The following is a 20564-nucleotide window of genomic DNA, read 5'->3' as shown; positions in this document are numbered from 1 at the left end:
GCAGAGCTGATGGACATCCTGAACTACGACTTCATGCAGCGGGCGCTGCTCGCCGCCGTCCTGGTGGGCATCACCGCGCCGGCCGTCGGCATCTACCTCGTCCAGCGCCGCCAGGCCCTGATGGGCGACGGCATCGGCCATGTCGCGATGACCGGTGTCGGCCTCGGCTTCCTGCTCTCCACCAACCCGGTGTGGATGGCGACGGCCGTCTCGGTCCTCGGCGCCGTGATCATGGAGCTGATCCGCTGGTACGGCAAGACGCGCGGCGACATCGCGCTCGCCATGCTCTTCTACGGCGGTATGGCGGGCGGCGTGATGTTCATCAACCTCGCGCCGGGCGGGTCCAACGCCAACCTGACCTCGTACCTCTTCGGCTCCCTGTCCACGGTCTCCGAGTCCGACGTGACGGCGATCTGCGTACTCGCGGCCTTCGTGGTCCTGGTCACCCTGGGCCTGCGCCGACAGCTGTTCGCGGTCAGCCAGGACGAGGAGTTCGCGCGGGTGACGGGTCTGCCCGTGCGTGCCCTGAACCTGCTCACCGCCGTCACCGCCGCCGTCACCGTGACGGTCGCGATGCGGGTGGTCGGCCTGCTCCTGGTCAGCGCGCTGATGGTGGTCCCGGTGGCCGCGGCCCAGCAGCTCAGCCGCAGCTTCGCCGCCACCTTCGCGATCGCGGTGGCCATCGGGGTGAGCGTGACGATCGGCGGCACCGTGACGTCGTACTACCAGGACGTGCCGCCCGGTGCGACGATCGTGTTGCTGACCATCGGCGCGTTCATCGTGCTCACCGCGCTGGCGACCCCGCTGGCCCGGCGCCGTGCCCGGGCCCTGGCCGCCGCGCAGGGGGCCGGAGACCCCGCGGAGTGCGCAATTCCGGCCACCCGCGGCCCGGAACGCAAGGTCGGCGTCTGACCACGCACAGTCCGGGCTGGCACAATGGCCGGGCAAGGGCAGACGTGAGGAGGCAACGGTGACAACCGCTGGATCGCCCGTTCGGGGCCGTTCCACCCGGCAGCGTGCCGCCGTGGCGGCGGCACTCGACGAGGTGGACGAGTTCCGCAGTGCGCAGGAGCTCCACGACATGCTCAAGCACAAGGGTGACTCCGTCGGACTCACCACCGTGTACCGCACGCTGCAGTCCCTCGCCGATGCCGGCGAGGTCGACGTACTGCGTACCTCCGACGGCGAGTCCGTCTACCGCCGCTGCTCCACCGGCGAGCACCACCACCACCTCGTCTGCCGCGTCTGCGGCAAGGCGGTCGAGGTCGAGGGCCCGGCCGTCGAGAAGTGGGCGGAGGCGATCGCGGTGGAGTACGGCTATGTGAACGTCGCGCACACGGTGGAGATCTTCGGCACCTGCGCGGACTGCGCGCAGTGCGCGGCGGCGAAGGGCTGAACCCCGAGCGCGTCAGGCGCGCGTCAGGTTGCGGTCGAGGATCGCCCGCAGCCTCTCCACGTCCGCGGGGGTCCGGGCGGCGCGCTTGGGCAGCACGGTGAAGCAGGTGGCGTTCTTGTCGGCGCTGAACAGGACGAAGATGTCCGGCTTCTCGCGGTAGCGGGGCTGGGCGGCCCAGTTGACCGACGCCGTCGTGTTGTCGGTGGCCACCGACACCCCGGCGTCCGTCACCCTCACCCGGAAGGTGCCGTGCCGCTCCGAGACGCGGTACACCTGACGGGCCTGGAGCCAGGGCGTGAACCCGATCAGGAGCGCGCTGAAGACCATCCAGACCAGCGGGAACACCGGTACCTCGCCGCCGACCAGCGCGACCACACCCGCCAGGGCGACGATGACGGCCACGACGCCGACCACCCCGAGCTGGATCCGGCTCGCCCGGCTGACACGTCTTCGCGCGCTCAGCGCCGACGTGTAGTCCCCGACGGCCGGCCGGTACTCCAGCTCGACGGCATCCGCCCCGTACCCCTGCCCCTGCAATTCCTGCTGCTGCGCAGCACCCTGGCCTTCGACCACGGCCCCTCCCCAGTTCAGTGGTGATGAGCCGTGATCGTAACGCCGGGTTCGGACAACGCCCCAGGCAGCAGGTGTTACGAGCCGTCGCCCCGCATGCCCTGCTCCATCGCGAGCAGTTGCTCGTTCGGGACAGCCCCGCCGAAGCGGCGGTCGCGCTGGGCGAACTCGACGCACGCCCGCCACAGGTCGCGCCGGTCGAAGTCCGGCCACAGCACGTTCTGGAAGACCATCTCGGCGTAGGCGCTCTGCCAGAGCAGGTAGTTGGAGGTGCGCTGCTCGCCGCTCGGCCGCAGGAACAGGTCCACGTCGGGCATGTCCGGGTAGTAGAGGTACTTCGCGAAGGTCTTCTCGGTGACCTTCGACGGGTCGAGCCGGCCGTCCTTGATGTCCTGGGCCAAGGCCTGCGCGGCGTCGGTGATCTCGGCGCGACCGCCGTAGTTCATGCAGAAGTACAGCGTCAGCCGGTTGTTGTCCTTGGTCTGCTCCTGGGCGATCTGGAGCTCCTTGGCCACCGACTTCCACAGCTTGGGCATCCGGCCCACCCAGCGGACCCGGATGCCGAGTTCGTCGAGCTGGTCGCGGGTCTTACGGATGAAGTCGCGGTTGAAGTTCATCAGGAAGCGCACCTCGTCGGGCGAGCGCTTCCAGTTCTCGGTGGAGAAGGCGTACAGCGAGATGGCGCCGACCCCCATCTCGATCGCGCCCTGCAGCACGTCGAGGACGCGCTCGGCGCCGACCTTGTGCCCCTCGGTACGCGGCAGCCCGCGCTCCTTCGCCCAGCGGCCGTTCCCGTCCATGACGATCGCCACGTGGTTCGGGATCAGCTCACCGGGGAGCTTGGGCGCGACGGCGCCGGACGGGTGCGGTTCCGGCGTCTTGTACTCGCGGCGCTGGCGTCCCAGGATCCCGCGTACGGCCATGTGCTTCTCGTCTCCCTCAGTCTTACTTTTCCACGTACCGGAGTGAGCGCAGCCCGCGCTCCAGATGCCAGTGCAGATAGGCCGACACCAGCCCGCTGCCCTCCCGGACGTACCGCGGCTCACACGCGTCCGCGGTCTCCCAGTCTCCCGTCAGCAGCGCGCCGAGCAGTTCGAGGGCCCCCGCCGAGGGTACGACGCTGCCGGGCACCCGGCAGTCCACGCAGACGGAACCTCCCGCCGCGACCGAGAAGAACCGATTCGGTCCCGGCATCCCGCACTTCGCGCAGGCGCTGAAGCTGGGCGCGTAGCCGTTCACGGCGAGGGAGCGCAGCAGGAAGGCGTCGAGGACAAGGTGCGGCTCGTGCTCGCCCCGGGCGAGGGTGCGCAGCCCGCCGACGAGCAGCAGATACTGCTGCACGGCGGGCTCCCCCTCGTGATCGGTGAACCGCTCGGCGGTTTCGAGCATGGCCGTACCGGCGGTGTAGCGCGCGTAGTCCGTCACGATCCCGCCGCCGTACGGAGCGATCGTCTCGCTCTGCGTGCACAGCGGAAGGCCGCGCCCGATCAGCTCGCTCCCCCGCGCGAAGAACTGCACGTCCACGTGTGAGAAGGGTTCGAGCCGCGCCCCGAACTTCGACTTGGTCCGCCGGACACCACGGGCCACGGCCCGTACGCGGCCGTGACCGCGGGTGAGCAGCGTGATGATCCGGTCCGCCTCACCCAGCTTCTGGGTGCGCAGCACGATGCCGTCGTCGCGGAACAGACTCATGGAGCCATTCTCGCGTACGGCGCGAGCGGCGCGCTGCCGTTACGGTTTCGTGATCGTCCGGTCCAGGTCCGATCACATGGCGAGCCCAGCGTGAACCACCGCACGTCCACTCGATCATGGGGAGCAAGCATGCGACGACTCGGAATCACCCTGGCAGCGGTTGCGTTGGCGGGAGCCGGGATCGCGGGAACGGTGGGGACGGCACAGGCCGACTCCGCCGCGTCGACGGTGTGCGAGACGGGCTGGGGAAGCCTGGAGAGGCTCGTCACGCCGGCGGAGGACCACAAGCCACCGCTGACGGACATCAAGACCGGCCAGTACGAGTGCTTCGACCGTATGGTCATCGACTTCGAGGGCGGCAAGACGGCCGGGGCGCTCGGCTACCGCGTCAAGTACGTCGACAAGCTGATCTCGGCCGGTACGGGAGAAATCCCCGTCTCCGGAGGGGCGATCCTCCAGATCGCCGTGGGCCCGAACTTCGACCCGGCGACCGGCACGAACTCGTACCCGGGGAAGCACGCGCAGCCGCTGCCCGGAGTGGACCTCACCGGCTACAAGACGTTCAAGGACACCCGCTACGTCGATGCCCTCGAGGATGACGCGGTGATCGGGCTCGGCGTGCGCGCACGGCTGCCGTTCCGGGTGACGCAGTCGGGCAACCAGCTGATCATCGACGTCGCGCACTCCTGGAACGCCACCTCCTAGCCCCGCCCCCCGCCCGTACCGCACGGCCTCCAGGACCGCACGGCCTCCCGGACCGACACCGAAGGCCGTGCGGTACGCGCTCCTAGGGGACCTCACCGCGCCGGAGTGCGTTCGCACACGCCGTGGCCGCGCTGAGCCGCTCCGCCGCGGTGGCCCGCCGGACGGTGTCCGGCGGGCAGTCCCACTCCTTGCCCCCGCCCAGCGGTCTCAGCTGTACGTACGGTCCCTCGTGTCCCATCACCATGCCCATCCTCCCTGTGTGCGTGTCGACGACGTACGAGCCGATCGGCGGCTCCGTCGGCGGCCTCACCGCAGCGCCGCCGCGAGCCGGGTCGCGACCCGTAGTTCCTTCACCGTTACCTCCGCCTCTTCGACGCAGAGCGCCGCGTGCAGTGCCTTCACCCTGCTCCCCCGACTTGCCGAGTTTCACTCTTCGCATCTCCGGAGTGACGCTCCGCATCTACACTCGACAGGAGTCCGTTCCCTACAAATTCGGCGCGCCGTAAGGCGATTACTCCGCGTAGGTGCGCTCCCACCACCCCAGGTCGGTCGACCTCGCCAGTGTTCGAGTGACGCAGGCACTAGTGTGATGCCGCAGAACAGGCGTGCGACACAGGGGATTTGGGAAAGGTGACCGGCCATGCCGCTGAGCACCGGGGAATCGGAGTCCATCGGGTCCATAGGCGGCTACACGCTCGTCGACCGGCTCGGCAGCGGTGGCATGGGCGTCGTCTACCTGGGACGTTCCGCCTCGGGACGGCAGGTCGCGGTCAAGGTCGTACACGCGCAGTACGCGCAGGACGAGGAGTTCCGCGTCCGCTTCCGGCAGGAGATCTCGGCGGCCCGCCGGGTGAGCGGAGCGTTCACCGCTCCCGTGGTGGACGCCGATCCGGACGCCGAAGTGCCGTGGATGGCGACGCTGTACGTGCCGGGCCGGACGCTGTCCGAAATCGTGGCGAAGGAAGGCCCGTTGAGCGGGCACGCGCTGCGCACACTGGCGTTGGGGCTCGTCGAGGCGCTGCGGGACATCCACCAGGCCGGTGTGGTGCACCGGGATCTGAAGCCGAGCAACGTCCTGCTGGCCGAGGACGGTCCGCGCGTCATCGACTTCGGTATCTCGCGCGCCGCCGACAACCAGGCCCTCACCGTGACGGGGCGGCTGATCGGCACCCCGCCCTTCATGTCCCCGGAGCAGTTCGCCTCGCCCCGGGACGTCACCGCCGCCTCGGACGTGTTCTCGCTGGGCTCGCTGCTGGTGTACGCGGCCACCGGCAACCGTCCCTTCGACGGCGGCAGCCCGTACACGACGGGCTATCAGGTGGTGCACGAGCAGCCGGTCCTGGACGGCGTACCGGAGCCTCTCAGGAGCATCGCCGAGCGCTGCCTGGACAAGGACGCGACCGCCCGGCCCGACCTCACCGAGCTGCACCGGCTGTTCAGGGACCTGCCGGACGTGGCGACCGCCCCGGCCACTTCGGCCGCGTCGGTCCCCTCGACCGTCGCGGGAGGCCGCGGGGCCGCCCGGAGGCACGGTGACACGACGACCTCGACCGGCTCCGGCCGCCGCGGTCGCCGGGTCCGTCTCCTCGTCGCTCTCGGCGCGGCCCTGGCCGTCACGGTGGTGTCCGCGTCGGTGTACTACCTGGTGGCGCGCCCGAAGAGCACCGAGGGCACGCCCGGCGGGCGGACGACCGCGTCCCACGCCGCCGCTTCTCCCGCCGCGGCGCTCCCCGCCGGCTGGAAGCCCTGGCGTGCGAACCTCACCCAGGCCCCGGACAAGGCGTACGCGGACATCTCCATCAGCGGCTCGGAGTCCGGCTGCGTGTCCGGCGGCTCCTCCCTGTACTGCGCGGGGTCCGGCTTCACGGTCGCCAAGCTGGACGCCGCCTCCGGCCGCGTCGAGTGGCGGGCCGGCCACACCCCGCAGACCACGCTGCCGCTCGGCGTCCGGGACGGGATCGTGTACACCTACGAGAAGCCGGGCCTGAACGTGCGCGAGACCTGGCGGCTGGTCGCCCTCTCCGCCGGCACCGGAAAACGGCTCTGGTACCGCCCGATCAACCAGGTCTGGCCCGCCGTCCTGTTCGACGGCGGCATCCTGGCGAAGTCGGACGACGGGGAGGACGGGACGGAGTTCGTCGCCTTCGACGCCCGGACGGGCAAGGACCTGTGGCGGACACCGGCGAGGTCGTCGGTGACCGACTCCTGCTCCCCGCTGGCCCTGGGCGGCATCCCCTACGGCCTGTGCACGCAGCAGAACTCCGACACGGGCTCGACCGGCCTGGTGCGCCTCGACCCGGCCGACGGCACGGCGCACGACCTCGCCAAGCTGCCCCACGGGGTGGTGCCGCTGGGCACCACGGGCGGGCAGCCGCTGTTCGCGGTGCCACGCAACGCGGCGGAGGACGAGTTCGTCGACGATGCGGACACCCCGTACTCGAGCCTGCTGAGGGTGAACCCGACCAGCGGCGCCCTCGTCCGGATCCCCCTGGTGGGCCCCCCGCGCGGCTCGGTCACCCTCCTCGACGGCGTCGTGTACTTCGTCCGGCCCGACGGGACCGTCACCGCGGTCAGGGTGACCGACGGCGCCCGGCTCTGGCAGCGTGAGACGCAGATCGAGAATCTGTCGAAGCCGGTGCTGTCGACGACGTACGACGACCTCTTCCTCGCCAACCGCTACGGCCGACTGCTCGCGCTCGACCGCGCGACCGGCGCTGCGCGATGGAACACGGACAAGCTGGACAACCCGGGGAACTCGCCGGAGACCACGGTCCCGAGCCTGCTGCTCGTGAAGGACGCGATCGTGGCCGTGGCGGGCGACACGGCCTTCTCCGTACGCCCGGACCGCCCCAAGGCCACACCGAAGCCGGCCGTGGCCACCCACTGACGCGACGCACGACGCGACGCGACGTCACGTCGTGCGTCGCGTCGCGTCGTGTCACGTATCGCTGAGGCCCACGTCCCAGAGCTCCCGGAACCTCTTGACCCGCTGCCTGAGATGGTCCTCGCGGGCGTTGAGCGTGGTCTTGGCGTTCTCGTGCAGCAGGTCCGGCTCGACTTCGTAGCAGAGTGTCTCGTCGAAGATGACGAAGTCGTTCGTCGTGCCGCGCCGGATGTTCGGCGGGAGCTCGGACAGGGCCACGACGCGCGTGTCGATGCCCATGTTCCTCTGCTCTTCGCAGAGTCGCAGCAGGGCCGGGTCGACGCCCTCCTGCACGATGAACAGGCGCCGCACCTTCACACCCCGCTGCGCGATGGCCTCCGCCTGCGCCTGGAGATAGCGGAGGGCGGGCTCGCTGTCCCAGTAGTTTCGCTCCACGAAGCTGCTGGTGGCGTCCATGGTCCCGGTGGTGCACTTGGTGAGGGCCATCAGCCAGTCGTGGTTCTCGCCGGGGCAGTCGGCACTCATCGTGGTGAGGTTCTCCATGACCGACGCGAGGCGATCGATCTCCTCGCGGGCGAAGGCACTCACGAGGCCGGGGCCCAGGGAACTCACCCGCGTGGCGCTGCGGGCCAGTCGCGTCACCCCGTCCAGGCGGAGCATGGAGTGGTCGAGGGTGTCGAAGAGTTCGGTCGCCTCGCTGATGTCCGTGAACCTCCGGTCGACCAGGGTCCGCATCTCACGGTGGTGGCCCGCCAGACGGTCGGCGACGTCCCGTGCGTAAGCCTGTTGACCGGTCTCCACCGATGCCAGCCGTCGTTCGAAGTCGACCATGTACTGGACGATGAGCGTCGCACCGCCGATGACGATGGAAACCGCGAGTTGCCACAGTTTGTTCTGATCCTGGTTGATCAGGTTGGTCGTCACATACGCGATGGTGGCGACGACGACGGTGACCAGTGTCTTCAGCAGAACCGGCGGTATGCGCAAGCCCTCCGCCGTCCCCGGAGCCGGTATCGGCGCCGGTGCGGGTGCCGGTGCCCCTGACGATCCGTCCATTCCTGCCTCTCCCCCCGCGGCATCGATCCTGGGATGTCCCGATCAGCGTGATGCCAGTGCCTCACGCAGCAACGGTATGGCCTGGAGGGCCAGTTGGTCCCGAATGCGTTGAACCAGGGCCTGCCACTGCCGACTGAATCCGGGTTCTCGTTCGAGCACCTCCCAGAGCAGGCCCAGTGCCGGGTCCACACGGGCCCTCGGCATCCACAGGTGCAGCAGATGGTCGACGGCCGGGCGCAGCGCCAGGACGGTGGCGGCGCCGCCGGTCGCTCCGAGCCGGCTGGTGTCCAGCATCCGTACGACCGTCGTCAAGAGCCAGTCGTGGAGGGCGAGGTCCTCGCACAGGCCCGCGACGGCGGACGCCTCCTGCGCCGCCGGGACGCGCAGTTCCACGGTGCGCAGTTCGTCCTCGGCGAGGGTGAAGCGTTCGATCGAGGCGCCTTCGCCGTCCGGGGCCCGCCGCGCCACCCAGCGCAGCCGGGTGGCGCGGGACTTGAAGGGGGCCTTCCGATCGAGGAGGGGATGTCTGCGCAGCTGCGCGAGCAGGCCCTCGGCGATCAGTCCGAGATGCAGCTCGCCCTTCTGGGGATCCCGCAGAATTCCCTGGGCCAGGGCCTGTTCGGGCAGCTTGCCGAACGGCTCCAGCACTCCGGGACGCACCAGGTAGTGGCCCCACGGGTGGCGTCGGTCCGGTCCCACGGCCGGGGCCCGGAAGTACGCGGTGGCCTGCAGGACACGGCCTTCGGTGAGTGCGGCGCGGGCGACGACCGTACCGACCGCGCGCACCTTCGCCCCGCCCGCGGCCGGCAGCCGACAGTCCACCCCGGTGAGCGTGTCCGGTGAGAGCGCGTACACCTGGGGCCGTTCGGAGACGAGGACGCGTTCGTCGGAGCGCAGTTGCAGGAAGTGGGCGGCGGCCCGGGTGTCCAGCGGTTGGAAGGACGGCAGCAGACAGGTGCGTACTTCGCCGCAGGCGAGCACCGCGTGGGTCGTGTCCATGGGGCTTCGCATGTCACAGCCCCGCGTAGAAGACGTACGCGACACGGTCCGCGACCGCGTCCGGCACGGGCGTGCCCTCCCGGCTGGCGCGCTCGGTGACCTGCCGCAGCGCTCCGGAGTCCACGTCGGTCTGGTCGAGGATGACGCGTACCGCGTGCTCGACGGGCACGAACCGGTTGGGGAGCACGGAACAGGTGCGGTAGGCGCTGAAGGGTGCCGCGGAGGTGTTGAGCTGAAGCAGCGGCGGGAGTTCGTCCCAGTCGCGCGGGAAGTCGCCGGAACTCCAGGGGCGCGGCGCGAGGACGGGCTCGCCCTCGTTGCGCAGGAGGCCGAGGCGGGCCAGTTGCCAGACCGCGGCGAGGAAGGGGCAGGACCAGGTGCGGTGTCCCTCCTTGTCGTCGTCCCACAGCTCGATGTCCAGGAAGACGGAGTGGCGGCGTGCCGCGGTCTCGTGGGGCGGCCGCCAGGCGGTGGCCGTCGTCATCGCCCGTGTGGTGCCGGCGGACGGGGTGCGTTCGCCGTTGGCGAGCCAGCCGGTCACACCGACGGGTGGACGCAGGCCGTAGGTGCCGGGCGGCGGTGATTCGACCAGGCGGTGGGAGACGGACTCGGCGAGGGGCACCTTGTCCGCGACGGCGCAGCCGGACTCCCTGGCCAGGTAGTCGATGACCAGCCCGGCCCGCTCGGCCTCGGCGAGCAGCAGCGGGACGAGGTCGGCGGGCGAGGAGAAGCGGGTGAAGTAGTCGTCGATCAGGAAGCAGGTGCTGATGCGGGGCCGCCTGCCCGCGGTCCGGACGGCGGCCTCCGCGCGGGCCGCGTCCACCCAGGGCCGTACCCGTGCGAAGTGCCGGCGCAGCCGGTCGGGGCCTTCCTCGAAGTCCTCCATGTACAAGTGGCCCAGTTCCAGGGAGAGATGGGAGAGCGGTACGGATCGGGTACTGGGCTCCGCGGTGGTCTCCCGGAATACGGCTTCTGTCACGGCTGCCCCCAGTACATGTCGTCGGTCAGCCTTCGGGCGAGGTTCTCCAGCGCCTCCAGGGTCTGCTTGTTGGCGATCTGGGTGGAGAGGACGTCCTCTTCGGTGATGAGCTGCTCGCGCCACTGCAGGACGGGTTCGAGGGGGACGCTTCCCAGCACCCGGCTGTCACCGATGCCGTGTTCCGAGGCCAGCACGCGCAGTTCCTCTTCGCACTTGTGCATCCAGGCGATCTGCGCGGGTGACACATGGGACCACAGCGGGGATTCGGGGTCGGGTACGGCCGCGCGGACGAAGCGGATGGCGTCCCTGAGTACGTGCCTGTCGTGTCCCCTGGCCGCTCCGGCTTCCAGGATGCCGTGTTTCCCGAACACCAGCCCGTGCACGGCGATCACGTGCTGCCGGGTCCAGCGGTGGAAGACCAGCCAGCGGGTCTCGACGCCGCGCATCTCGGGCTGTGCGGTCACTTCCAGCGCCATCTCCACCGCGTAGCTGCGGCCGGCGCTCAGGTCCACGATGATCAGGTCGAACTCTCCGTTCAGACGGAGCAACAGGTCCGCGCAACGGCGCAGGGTCCCCTGGTTCGTGGCGAACTCGCCGCCGCTGGGGTCGCCGGGCAGCAGGACGAGTCGGCCCGCGCCGTTGGGCTTGTTCCGCAGGACGGGGTGCTCGGTGAGTTTCCAGATGTCGAAGCGGGCCGGCTCACCGATCGTGCCCTCCAGGTAGGAGTGCAGGCCGCTGTCCTCGGTACCGCGCGGGGCTGTCGGTATGTCGAAGACGGCCACGGCGGTGGGTGAGCCGAAGTCGAAGTCCACGTAGCACACGTCGTCCCCGGCGAGTGCCCGCTGATAGGCGAGGTTCGCGCTGGTGACGGAGCGGCCCGTGCCTCCCTTGTCGGAGGCGGCGAAGACGAGCACGGTTCATGCCCCCTGAGCGTCGTCCCTGGCCTGGGCCAGGGTCTCGAGTTCACCGAGTACCGACAGGGCCAACGCGCAGGCCGATCCGGGCCGATCGTCGACGATCCTGCGCGCGCGGCGGAGCCTGATCTCCAAGCTCTTCAGCGCCCTCCCCTGCCCACTGCCCGGGATGGCCGGCACCTCCAGTTGTTCGTGGCCCAGGAGATGGGTCGATTCGCTGAGCAGGGCCCGTGCGAGGGTGGTGAGTTCGGTGCTGCGTATGGGGCGCTGGGAGTAGAGGTCGTGGGCGGCGACCATACATTCGGTGACGCGCTCGGTGACGCTCCAGGACGGGGGTTCCTCGCTGCGCGGCGCCGACGGATAGACGGCGTGGACGTCGTCCCACAGACCGGTTCCCTCGCCCTCCTCGATGCGGCGCTGCCACAGATGCGCGAAGACCTGTTCCGCGAGCCGCAGGAGCCGGTCGTGGGAGTCCGGGTTGCGGGACAGGGTGCAGAGCTGCACGGTCCGTTTGAGCAGCTGCGCCGAGAAGTCGGCGATGGTCCACTGCATGGGTGGGCCCAGGGCCTCGCTGCCCTGCAGCGGCAGTGCGACACCGGGCCGGTGCAGGAGCAGGGCGGTCGTGTCGTCACGGGCCATCCGGCTGGTGATCCGGCCGTGTTCGGCGAGGCGCTCCATGACGTCGACGGTGCGGGTGAGGTCGTCGTCGGTGGCGCGGCGGCGTACCAGGTCGTGGACGAGGATGGCGGCGACGGAGAGCGAGAAGTACGGGGACTCCAGGTCTTGGCCCGTGGTCCGCCAGGGGATGTCCTCCAGCGGCCAGCGCTGGGCGTCGAAGCGGGCGATGCCCGACCAGTACTGCTGGGTGATCTCCCAGCGCAGTCGGAGTGCTTCGGCGAGCTTCTGCTGTTCGGGGTTGAGCAGGCCGAGGGTGAGGGTGCGGTCCGAGAACAGGTCCTGGATGCCGTCCAGGGCGACGACGGTGAAGTAGAGGTACGGCACGGGGTCGGCGACGCCGTTCGGCTGCGGTCCGATCGGTTCGCCGGTCTCCACTGCGGGCGCGTCCTTCACCAGACTCCAGGTCCAGCCGCATTCGAAGAACCGACTCTCGTCGCGGAGGGCCTCATCGACCTCGACACCGAGGACGACGCTCTCCGTGAGGGTGGCGCGCAGCGACCGGAAGCGGCGCTGGAACGTCTGCAGGACGAGCCGTGGGGGCAGCCGCCCCTGGCCGAGGAGTTCGCAGAGCGTACGGCCCTGGGGGGACTCGGCGTCGAAGACGTCGACGGTGAACGAGCGGAGCAGGCTCACCATGGCGGCGGTGAGCCGGTTGCTGCAGGCGGTCTTGAGTTCCTGGATCAGGTGCAGCATGTCGCGGCGGCCGGTCCTGGCCTCGTACGTCCTGAGGAAGCCGAGGGTGGCGAGGCAGAGGGTGACCGACATCGAGTAGGAGTCGACGACCTCCATCTCCCGCTGTTTCCCGGTGAGTTCCCGGCCGTCCTCCTGGGGGGCGAAGTAGTGGCCGCCCGCGAAGGTCGGCCTCTCGTCGTCACCGGTGTGCCTGCGCATGAAGTCGCCGACGGCCGTCAGGAGGAGCCCGGGGATCTCCGTCCGCCCGCCGGGCCGCCCCAACGCCTTCTCCACGTCGTACTGGGTGAGGTCCGGGTCGTCGAGGCGAAATCCGGCGATCTCGGTGGCCGGGTACATCAGACAGAGCAGCCGCTCGGCATCCGCCACGCTGCTGAGCCCGCCCCATTTCCCCCAGGACCAGGCGCCGTCGTCGATTGAATTTCTGGCCATCGCCCGCCATATGTCCAACAGGTACTGACGCGGCTCGATCCGCATCCCCATGCCCCCTCACAGGTGATGTCGCCCAAACGGCCTGCTTTTGACGGTATCAGGATCACGCAGCCCGCAGGCCAGGATCATTCCCGTGTATCCCTCGCGGAGAACGTTCGGTTGTCCCATCCGACACGTCTCCACATTTCCCGCGAATCCCACGATGCTGTCGCGTACCTGGGATTCACTCACGTCACATGCGGGAAATCGATTCTGGCCCACCACATAGCCAAGGGAATGCTCCATGAACGCGGCCGCGAAGGGTGCTCCCGGGGCGAGGGCGCGCAGGAAGCATTCCACCGCGCTCCGGAACTCCTTGCGGGAGTTGGTCATGGACTCCGCCACGAAGAACATGGTCCCCATGGACCACTTCCCCTCTCGGCGGACCAGGTCGAAGAGATTGCCCTTCTCGATCCGGACGGCCCGGCGGAACCTCGTCCGGGGGTCGCTGCCGAGCGCCGCGTAGGGCCCGCTCTGGCACAGGGCGTCCCAGAACTGGTCCCAGTTCGGATCGTACCGATCCACCTGGGCTTCCAGATAGCTCACGTTCGCGGCCGAGCGGTCGAGCAGCGTGATCTCTTCGCACCAGGGCAGCATCGCGAGGGCGGGATAGAGATTGGCTCCGGCGCCCACATCGATACCCTGAACCCGATCAGCGGGATTCCTGCGGAAATGATCACTGAAATGGCTTCGCACGACGGAGATGATCTCTTCGTCCTCGGCGAGCATGGAGCGGTAGTTGTGATCAATGTAGTAACGAGGGTCGAAGTAGTCCCAGGGTGCGTCCGCATTCAACTGGTCGACGTTCCCCGGTGATCTCGAATCCATGCCCCAAGGTATCAACACGACCAGGCCATCGGCTCTCCTTCAACCTGATCCGGCGCACCGACGGATGCAAGGGGGGCGCATCGCAGCAATCGGTGAAGCGATCTCCTCTTCACCCCTTGAAGGATCATGTCGCGCCACGCGATGCTGACCGGATGTCCGCTCATCCTTTGGTCCCGTTCTCACCGCCTTCCGACATTGGGCCCTTTCGCATACGACCGGCATCAGAGGACGACCTGCCCGCGCTCGTCCGCCTGGACACCGAGCTGTTCCCGGACTTCGCGTACCCGTACTTCGTACTGCGCCAGCTCTTCGACCTGTACACGGACCATCTCCTCGTGCTCGACGACGGCTCCTCCCTCCACGGCTACGCGCTGAGCGCCCCCTCCACGGACGGGTGCAGGAGCTGGATCCTGGGCCTGGGTGTCGCCAAGCAGCTGCGGGGACAGGGGCTGGCCCGGCGGCTCATGCAGGAGACGCTGCGGAGACTGCCCACCGACGGAGTGCACGAGGTGTGGCTCACCGTGGAGCCGGCCAACACCGCCGCGATCGCCCTCTACCAGTCCCTCGGCTTCGCCGAACAGGGCGGCCGGGAGGGCTACTTCGGGCCGGGCAACGACCGCATTCTGCTGGCGTTGCGCCACTGACCTCGACAAGTCGCCCCATGCGGGGCCCGCTCACCGGGTCACGGACACCAGCCCCGCCTCGTACGCGATGATGACCAGCTGGACCCGGTCCCGTGCGTCCAGCTTGGACAGCAGGCGGGTCAGGTACGTCTTCGCCGTGGCGACGCTGATGAAGAGCCGTTCGGCTATCTCGGCGTTGGACAGGCCCGTACCGACCAGGGTGAGGACCTCGCGCTCGCGGTCCGTGATCGCGGTCAGGTCGCGGCGTGGCCGCGCGGGCTCGAAGGAGCGCGCGGAGGTGAAGTCCTGGATCAGGCGGCGGGTGACGCTGGGGGCGATGAGGGCGTCGCCGGACGCCACGACCCGTATGGCGCCGATGATGTCGTCCATGGCCATGTCCTTGACCAGGAACCCCGACGCGCCCGCGCGCAAAGCCCCGTACACGTAGTCGTCGTCGTCGAAGGTGGTCAGGACCACGATCCTCGACTCGCCCGCACCCGTCGTGATCCGGCGGGTCGCCTCGATGCCGTCCACACCGGGCATGCGGATGTCCATCACCACGACGTCGGGCCGGAGTTCCTCGGCGCGGGTCACCGCCTCCTCGCCGTCCGCGGCCTCCCCCACCACCTCCACGTCCTCGATGTCGGCGATGACCATCCGCAGGGCCGTGCGGATCAGCTGCTGGTCGTCGGCGAGGACGACACGGATCGGCATCACGCGGCCACCGTCGCCGCGGTCGCCGTCGCCGCGGTCGCCGGGACCGGCAGGCGGGCCGTCACCCGGAAGCCGCCCTCGGGACGGGGGCCCGCCGTGAACTCGCCGTGCAGCAGGGCCACGCGCTCGCGCATCCCGACCAGGCCGAAACCGGTGTCGGTGGTGCCGCCCCGGCCCCGCCCGTCGTCGGTGACCTCGACGGCCACGTACTCCTCCAGGTAGTCGACCGTGACCCGGCAGGCGGGCGTCGCCGCGTGGCGTACGACGTTCGTGATCGACTCCTGGACGATCCGGAAGACGGAGAGGCCGATGTCCGGGGGGAGTTGGCGGCGCGCGCCCTTCCAGTGGACGTCGACCCGGACGCCCGCCGCCGTTGTCGCGGCGGCCAGGCGGTCGAGGTCGGCAAGGCCCTCGGCCGGGTGCAACCGGTCGGCCTCGGCGGCGCCGCGGGCCCGGTGCCGGTTCCGGTCCTGGTTCTGGTCCTGGTCCGCATGGCGCAGGGCGACCAGCATCCGGCGCAGCCCCGACAGGGTCTCCCGTCCGGCCGTCTCCACCGCGGTCATCGCCTCGCGGGCGGCATCCGGCTGGGTGTGGACGACACGGGCCGCCGCCCCGGCCTGCAGGGCGATGATGCCGATGCTGTGGGCGACCATGTCGTGCATCTCGCGGGCGATGCGCAGGCGTTCGTCGGTGACCGCCTGGGTGGCGGCCCGCGCGCGGAGCGTCTCGCCGTACGCGCGGGTGCGGTGGGAGGCGTCGCCCAGGAGCCAGGCGACGACGGCCGTCAGCGCCACGGTCAGCTCGACCAGCGTGCCGATGCCCCACCCGAGCAGCAGCCGTAGGGACTCCCAGAACACCAGGACGGCGAGCGCCATGCCCAGGGCGGTGACTCCGGTGCGGCGGGGGCGGCCGGCCGCGATGAAGTAGAGGGCGAGGTCGACGGCGAGGAACTGGGCCAGTTGGATCGCCACCGCGGCCAGGTTGGTGGTCAGGAAGGCGGCGGCCGTCAGGAGCAGGGCGAGGGCCCCGAGCGGCCGTCGGTGCAACCACATGCTGCCGAGCAGCGCCAGGGCGCAGGCGATGGTCAGGACCACCAGGCCGTCCCAGCGGTAGAACTGGACGGCGGCAAACTCGTTGGCTGCCTCCTCACCGGGGAGCCGTACGCGGGCGAGGAAGGTGAACGCCGTGCTCGCGCTCCAGGCCAGGGCCACCCAGGCACCGGGCGGCACGAGCTTGAGGCGGGGCGGGAGCGGCATGGCATGCATGCGGCGATCGTAGGCACGCGGGCCGTGGAGGGGCATCGGTCCGGGGACGTACACCCCTGGTCGACACCGCCCGGGGAGAGTGTCGGCCACGGGGCGATACCGCGCGGCGGGGCGCCGACGAGACGGTGGTCGGTGTGATCGAAGTCAACGAACTGACCAAACGGTACGGCGACACCACCGCCGTACGGAATCTGACGTTCCAGGTGCGCCCCGGGCACGTCACCGGGTTCCTCGGCCCGAACGGCGCGGGCAAGACGACGACGCTGCGCATGCTGCTCGGGCTGATCGGCCCGACCGGCGGGAGCGCCACGATCGACGGGCAGCCGTTCCGGCGTCATCCGCGCGGGTTGCGGCACGTGGGCGCGCTGCTCGACGCGGGCGACGTGCACGGCGGGCGCAGCGCGCGGGCCCATCTGGAGGCGCTGGCGCGGAGCAATCGCATCCCCCGGAGCCGGGTGGACGAGGTGCTGGAGGAGGTGGGGCTCGCGGGGGCGGCGGCGCGGCGCCGGGTCGACGGGTTCTCGCTGGGCATGCGGCAGCGACTCGGCATCGCCACCGCGCTGCTCGGCGAACCTCCGGTGCTGCTCTTCGACGAACCCCTCAACGGGCTCGATCCGGAAGGTGTGTTGTGGGTTCGGGAGCTGTTTCGCGGGCTCGCCGCCGAGGGGCGTACCGTCTTCGTCTCCAGCCATCTGATGTCCGAGATGGAGCACACCGCGGACGAGCTGATCGTCATCGGCCGGGGTGAGCTGATCGCCGCGGAGAGCGTGACCGCGTTCGCGGCGCGCGGCACCCGGCCGACGGTGACCGTGCGGACGCCGGCCCTCGCGAAGCTCACGGCCGTGCTGTCCGAGGAGGGCGCGGCGGTGGCGCCGTACGACGACCGGACCCTCAAGGTGACGGGCCTGAGCGCGGCGCGCATCGGTGAACTCGCCCTCCACCACCGGATCCCGCTCGAGGAACTGACCCCGCAGGCCGCGTCCCTGGAGGCCGCCTTCATGGAACTGACCGCCGAAAGCATCGAGTTCCTCGCCGGAGACGCCCGATGACCACTCTCGCCCTCACCCCCGCTCCCGCACACCCCGCCGCGCGGTTCACCGCTCTCCTCGCCGCCGAGTGGATCAAACTCCGTTCCCTGCGCTCGACCTACTGGGCGCTCGGCGCGGGCGCTCTCGCCGTCATCGGCTTCAACGCCAACGCGGCACGGGTACACGCGCACGACTATCCGCACTGCACCCCACAAATGCGCTGTCTCGCATGGCAGTTGGCCCTGCGTGACGCCTTCACCGACGGATCGGCACTGATCCTGATCCTCGCGGCGGCGAGCATCGGCGCGATCACGGTCGTCGGGGAGTACTCGACGGGCCTGATCCGTACGACCCTCGCGGCCGTACCGGACCGGCGTGCCCTGATGGCGGCGAAGGTCGTGGTGGTGACGGCGGTCACGACGCTGTACGGCGCGTGCGTCGCGAGTGCCTCCTTCGCCTCGACGCAGGCGATCCTCACCAGCCGTGACGCCGCCGTGTCGATCGCCCACTTCGGTGCCCTGCGTGTGGTCGTCGCCTCCGCGCTGCTCGCCCCGGTCTGCGCGCTGGCGGGCATGGCCTTGGGGGCCCTGATCCGGCACAGCGCGAGCACGATGGTCGCCGTCACCGCCGTCCTGCTCCTCGTCCCCAGCTTCATCACCGACCGCTACCGCTGGACGGCCGCCGTGCGGCACGCCATGCCCGTCAACGCCTGGACGCGGCTGACCGACATCGCCTACGGCCACGACCCCTTCACCCGGCTCCCGCGCTACGGGGCGACGGTGGCGGGCAGTTGGGTGGTGCTGGGGGCGTGGGCGGTGGTGTCGGCGGTGATCGTCGTGGTGGCAGTCGACCGCCGGGACGTGTGAGAGGTCGTACGGGACGGCCGCGTACGGGATTGTCAGTGGGCGGCCGTACTGTGCACCCCACGCACACAACGCCGTACGGCATCACGCGCACTGGAGGAACCATGTCCGCGAGCGCCCGTCTCGTCACCACGCTCGCAGGCCCGCTGGAGTCGGCCACGGCCGGTTTCCCAGGAGAGCGGTGCCTGCCCGGCCGGACGCTGATCCTCCAGAGCGATGACACCCAACTGGCCGCGTACGACCTGGCCGCGGCGCTCGCGGGTGAGGCGTCGGTGGCCCGCTTCCCGCTGCCGTGGCCGCGCCGCTTCGGGACGTGCACCGTGTCGCCGGGGCTGGACGTCGCCGTCTTCGCGGGCGTGCACGCGGTGCGGGCGGTGGACCCGCGGGGCGCCACTCTGTGGGAGGTGCGGCACGGCTGCTGGGAGGGGAGCTGCCGGGAGATGCACGCCTCGTTCGACGAATACGGCGAATACGGCGAATACGGCGAAAACACGGACAGTCGCGGGCACTTGTACGCCGACAGCGGCTCGGTGGTCTTCTCCGCGGACGGCAAGCTCGTGTGGGCCCATGTGCGCGGGCCGCTCGCGGCGGGGGGCGGGGATCCGGACGTGATCGAGGAGTGGCTGGTGCTGGACGCCACGGACGGGACGGTCCTCGGGAGGGCGGACACCCAGACCGTGGCCGCCGGTTCGGGTCATGTGTCGCACCCGGACCCCGGACAGATGGGGCTGAGCGTCGGCGAGGGGCAGGACGGGGCGCCGCTGCTGTGGGGCCGCTGGGACGGCGAGCGGCTCTCCGTCGAACGGATCGACGACGACCGGTGCCTGCTCGCCGTGAGCCCGTCGGGCGAGCACTTCCTGACCGTGACCCACTATCAGGAGCTTCTGTCCCTGCACCGGGTCGAGGACGGCTCGGTGGTCTCGGAGCTGGACGCGGAGGAGGTCATACCCGATCACCCCGCCCTGGACCCGGACGACGACGAGCCCGAGGTGCACTGGGACTACTACGGCGGCTTCCTCGACGAACACACCGTCATCGCGGGCACCACCGAGGCCGACGAGGAGTTCGGGGAGGGACGGCACTGGCTGGTCGACATGCGGGACATGCGGCTGCTCGGCGAGGTCACCTACCCCTTCCCGACGTCCGGCGTTCCGAACACTCTGGGCGACGGCAGGTGGTACACGATCGCCGAGGACACGAAGGAACTCCAGGTGTGGCGCCTGGCCGACGCCTAGAGGCGCACAGGACCCCGTGCTCAGCCCACTCCCCTGGACTCCTGGGCCGCCCTCGCCTCGATGCCGCGGAAGTGGTCGGCCATCGCGCGTTGGGCGGCCTCCACGTCGCGGGCGCGCAGGGCGGTGACGATGTCGCGGTGGCGGCGGACGGTCAGTTCGGGGGACGGGTCGTCGGTCCAGCCGCGTATGCCGGCGACCCGGCTGAAGACGGTCCAGAAGGCGCCCAGGAGCTGTGGCACGAGCGCGTTGCCGAGCGAGGCGTACAGCAACTCGTGGAACTCGCGGTCGAGTTCCGGGAAGGGGCGCCCTGAGCGGCCCGCCGCCTCCATCTCGGCCACGACGGCTTCGAGGCGGTCGAGCTCCGGCTCGGTGAGCACGGCCGCGACCCGGCGTATCAGCCCCTCCTCCAGCACCTCCCGTACCTGGAGGATCTCCGCCAGCGCCCCGGTCTCGTTCTTGTCGTCGGGCTGGGCGAGCGTGCGGAAGGTGAGGCCGTCGACGAAGGGGGTCAGGGAGGCCTCCCCCACGTACGTGCCGTAGCCGTGCCGGATGTCGACTATGTCGAGGGCCTGCAGGGCCTTGAGGGCCTCGCGGACGGAGTTGCGGCTGACGCCGAGGTCCTGCATCAGCTCGGTCTCGGTCGGCAGCGGGGCGCCCGCCTGGAGTCTGCGGTCGAGGATCAGTTGCATGACCTCGCTCTGGATCTGACTGCTCACCCGGCGCTCGGACCTGCGCTCGGGCCCGCGCCGGTTCCCGGTCTCCTCAGACATGCGCCGCATCGTACGCTCACTGGACATCCGACGTCCCACCTCCGGGCGGATTCAGCACCAACTACCCATGTTTCAGGGCTTCATTGGTCGCACCTCTGGAAGATACGCCATTCGTGTGCGATCCCTTGACCGCCCTCACGGGCCCTCTTATGGTCACGCTGCCCACCATGACGTAGGACGTCGTATCTCCCGCCTCTCCCTGGA

General features: G+C 70.1%; 21 protein-coding genes. 8 read left to right on the top strand and 13 right to left on the bottom strand.

The features are described from left to right. Positions 1-9: 9 nt before the first annotated feature. Together ACZ7M3_RS14395 and ACZ7M3_RS14390 are read left to right on the top strand one after the other, a co-directional pair. Positions 10-912, top strand: a complete 903-nt coding sequence (locus ACZ7M3_RS14395) for a metal ABC transporter permease (RefSeq protein ID WP_067369819.1) — start codon at positions 10-12, stop codon at positions 910-912. 58 nt (positions 913-970) lie between these two features. Next, a complete protein-coding gene (locus ACZ7M3_RS14390) occupies positions 971-1396 on the top strand; it encodes a Fur family transcriptional regulator (protein ID WP_095854772.1) in 426 nt (141 codons plus the stop codon). Between the two features lie 12 nt (positions 1397-1408). Here ACZ7M3_RS14390 and ACZ7M3_RS14385 read toward each other — a convergent pair whose 3' ends face one another. From ACZ7M3_RS14385 to recO, 3 genes are all read right to left on the bottom strand, one after another. Next, complete coding sequence (locus ACZ7M3_RS14385; protein ID WP_472063378.1) at positions 1409-1969, bottom strand: YcxB family protein; 561 nt, start codon at positions 1967-1969, stop codon at positions 1409-1411. Between the two features lie 74 nt (positions 1970-2043). Continuing rightward, the gene (locus ACZ7M3_RS14380) at positions 2044-2889 is read right to left on the bottom strand and encodes an isoprenyl transferase (RefSeq protein WP_472063376.1); all 846 of its coding nucleotides are present in this window, start codon (positions 2887-2889) and stop codon (positions 2044-2046) included. Positions 2890-2911: 22 nt separating this feature from the next. Further along, positions 2912-3658 (bottom strand): DNA repair protein RecO, encoded by a 747-nt coding sequence (recO, locus tag ACZ7M3_RS14375; protein ID WP_054235479.1) that lies wholly within the window; start codon positions 3656-3658, stop codon positions 2912-2914. Positions 3659-3787: 129 nt separating this feature from the next. On the opposite strand from recO, the gene ACZ7M3_RS14370 reads away from it, so the two are divergent. Next, entirely contained in the window at positions 3788-4363 is a 576-nt protein-coding gene (locus tag ACZ7M3_RS14370) for an AMIN-like domain-containing (lipo)protein (protein WP_472063374.1), read from the top strand. An 82-nt stretch (positions 4364-4445) separates the two neighbouring features. Here ACZ7M3_RS14370 and ACZ7M3_RS14365 read toward each other — a convergent pair whose 3' ends face one another. Continuing rightward, positions 4446-4673 carry a hypothetical protein gene (locus tag ACZ7M3_RS14365; protein WP_472063372.1) on the bottom strand — a complete coding sequence of 76 codons (228 nt, stop codon included), beginning with the start codon at positions 4671-4673 and terminating at the stop codon, positions 4446-4448. Positions 4674-5003: 330 nt separating this feature from the next. Between ACZ7M3_RS14365 and ACZ7M3_RS14360 the strand changes: the two genes are divergently transcribed. Continuing rightward, a complete protein-coding gene (locus ACZ7M3_RS14360) occupies positions 5004-7250 on the top strand; it encodes a protein kinase domain-containing protein (RefSeq protein WP_472063370.1) in 2247 nt (748 codons plus the stop codon). A 51-nt stretch (positions 7251-7301) separates the two neighbouring features. Here the strand turns inward: ACZ7M3_RS14360 and ACZ7M3_RS14355 are convergent, their stop codons facing one another. From ACZ7M3_RS14355 to ACZ7M3_RS14330, 6 genes are all read right to left on the bottom strand, one after another. Continuing rightward, on the bottom strand, positions 7302-8234 hold the full coding sequence (locus ACZ7M3_RS14355; protein ID WP_472063368.1) for a DUF6879 family protein: 933 nt from the start codon (positions 8232-8234) through the stop codon (positions 7302-7304). A gap of 111 nt (positions 8235-8345) precedes the next feature. Further along, entirely contained in the window at positions 8346-9314 is a 969-nt protein-coding gene (locus ACZ7M3_RS14350) for an SCO2521 family protein (RefSeq protein WP_472063366.1), read from the bottom strand. A gap of 1 nt (position 9315) precedes the next feature. Further along, entirely contained in the window at positions 9316-10281 is a 966-nt protein-coding gene (locus tag ACZ7M3_RS14345) for an SCO2522 family protein (protein ID WP_472063364.1), read from the bottom strand. Next, on the bottom strand, positions 10278-11195 hold the full coding sequence (locus tag ACZ7M3_RS14340; protein ID WP_472063362.1) for an SCO2523 family variant P-loop protein: 918 nt from the start codon (positions 11193-11195) through the stop codon (positions 10278-10280). Before ACZ7M3_RS14340 ends, ACZ7M3_RS14345 begins: the two co-directional genes overlap by 4 nt. 3 nt (positions 11196-11198) lie before the next feature. Then, positions 11199-13040 (bottom strand): SCO2524 family protein, encoded by a 1842-nt coding sequence (locus ACZ7M3_RS14335; protein ID WP_472063360.1) that lies wholly within the window; start codon positions 13038-13040, stop codon positions 11199-11201. Positions 13041-13052: 12 nt separating this feature from the next. Continuing rightward, complete coding sequence (locus ACZ7M3_RS14330) at positions 13053-13862, bottom strand: SCO2525 family SAM-dependent methyltransferase (protein ID WP_472063358.1); 810 nt, start codon at positions 13860-13862, stop codon at positions 13053-13055. Positions 13863-14014: 152 nt separating this feature from the next. Here ACZ7M3_RS14330 and ACZ7M3_RS14325 point away from each other — a divergent pair, with 152 nt between their 5' ends. Further along, positions 14015-14506, top strand: coding sequence for a GNAT family N-acetyltransferase (locus tag ACZ7M3_RS14325; protein WP_472063356.1), 492 nt, complete (start codon positions 14015-14017; stop codon positions 14504-14506). A 30-nt stretch (positions 14507-14536) separates the two neighbouring features. On the opposite strand, the gene ACZ7M3_RS14320 is transcribed toward ACZ7M3_RS14325, so the two are convergent. Then, entirely contained in the window at positions 14537-15199 is a 663-nt protein-coding gene (locus ACZ7M3_RS14320) for a response regulator (protein WP_472063354.1), read from the bottom strand. Continuing rightward, complete coding sequence (locus ACZ7M3_RS14315; protein WP_472063352.1) at positions 15199-16464, bottom strand: sensor histidine kinase; 1266 nt, start codon at positions 16462-16464, stop codon at positions 15199-15201. Before ACZ7M3_RS14315 ends, ACZ7M3_RS14320 begins: the two co-directional genes overlap by 1 nt. A 134-nt stretch (positions 16465-16598) precedes the next feature. Between ACZ7M3_RS14315 and ACZ7M3_RS14310 the strand changes: the two genes are divergently transcribed. The 3 genes from ACZ7M3_RS14310 (at position 16599) to ACZ7M3_RS14300 (ending at position 19590) form a co-directional block, all read left to right on the top strand. Beyond that, the gene (locus tag ACZ7M3_RS14310; RefSeq protein ID WP_472063350.1) at positions 16599-17513 is read left to right on the top strand and encodes an ATP-binding cassette domain-containing protein; all 915 of its coding nucleotides are present in this window, start codon (positions 16599-16601) and stop codon (positions 17511-17513) included. Further along, the gene (locus tag ACZ7M3_RS14305; protein ID WP_472063349.1) at positions 17510-18358 is read left to right on the top strand and encodes an ABC transporter permease; all 849 of its coding nucleotides are present in this window, start codon (positions 17510-17512) and stop codon (positions 18356-18358) included. Before ACZ7M3_RS14310 ends, ACZ7M3_RS14305 begins: the two co-directional genes overlap by 4 nt. 101 nt (positions 18359-18459) lie before the next feature. Next, positions 18460-19590, top strand: coding sequence for a hypothetical protein (locus ACZ7M3_RS14300; protein WP_472063347.1), 1131 nt, complete (start codon positions 18460-18462; stop codon positions 19588-19590). A 20-nt stretch (positions 19591-19610) separates the two neighbouring features. Here the strand turns inward: ACZ7M3_RS14300 and ACZ7M3_RS14295 are convergent, their stop codons facing one another. Continuing rightward, positions 19611-20360: a FadR/GntR family transcriptional regulator gene (locus ACZ7M3_RS14295; RefSeq protein WP_472063345.1), complete on the bottom strand. Its 750-nt coding sequence runs from the start codon at positions 20358-20360 to the stop codon at positions 19611-19613. Positions 20361-20564 lie beyond the last annotated feature (204 nt).

It is taken from the genome of Streptomyces sp. NPDC111656 (assembly GCF_055656965.1).
The sequence above is the reverse complement of the archived record's forward strand: the minus strand, read 5'-3'. Positions and strand labels throughout refer to the sequence as shown.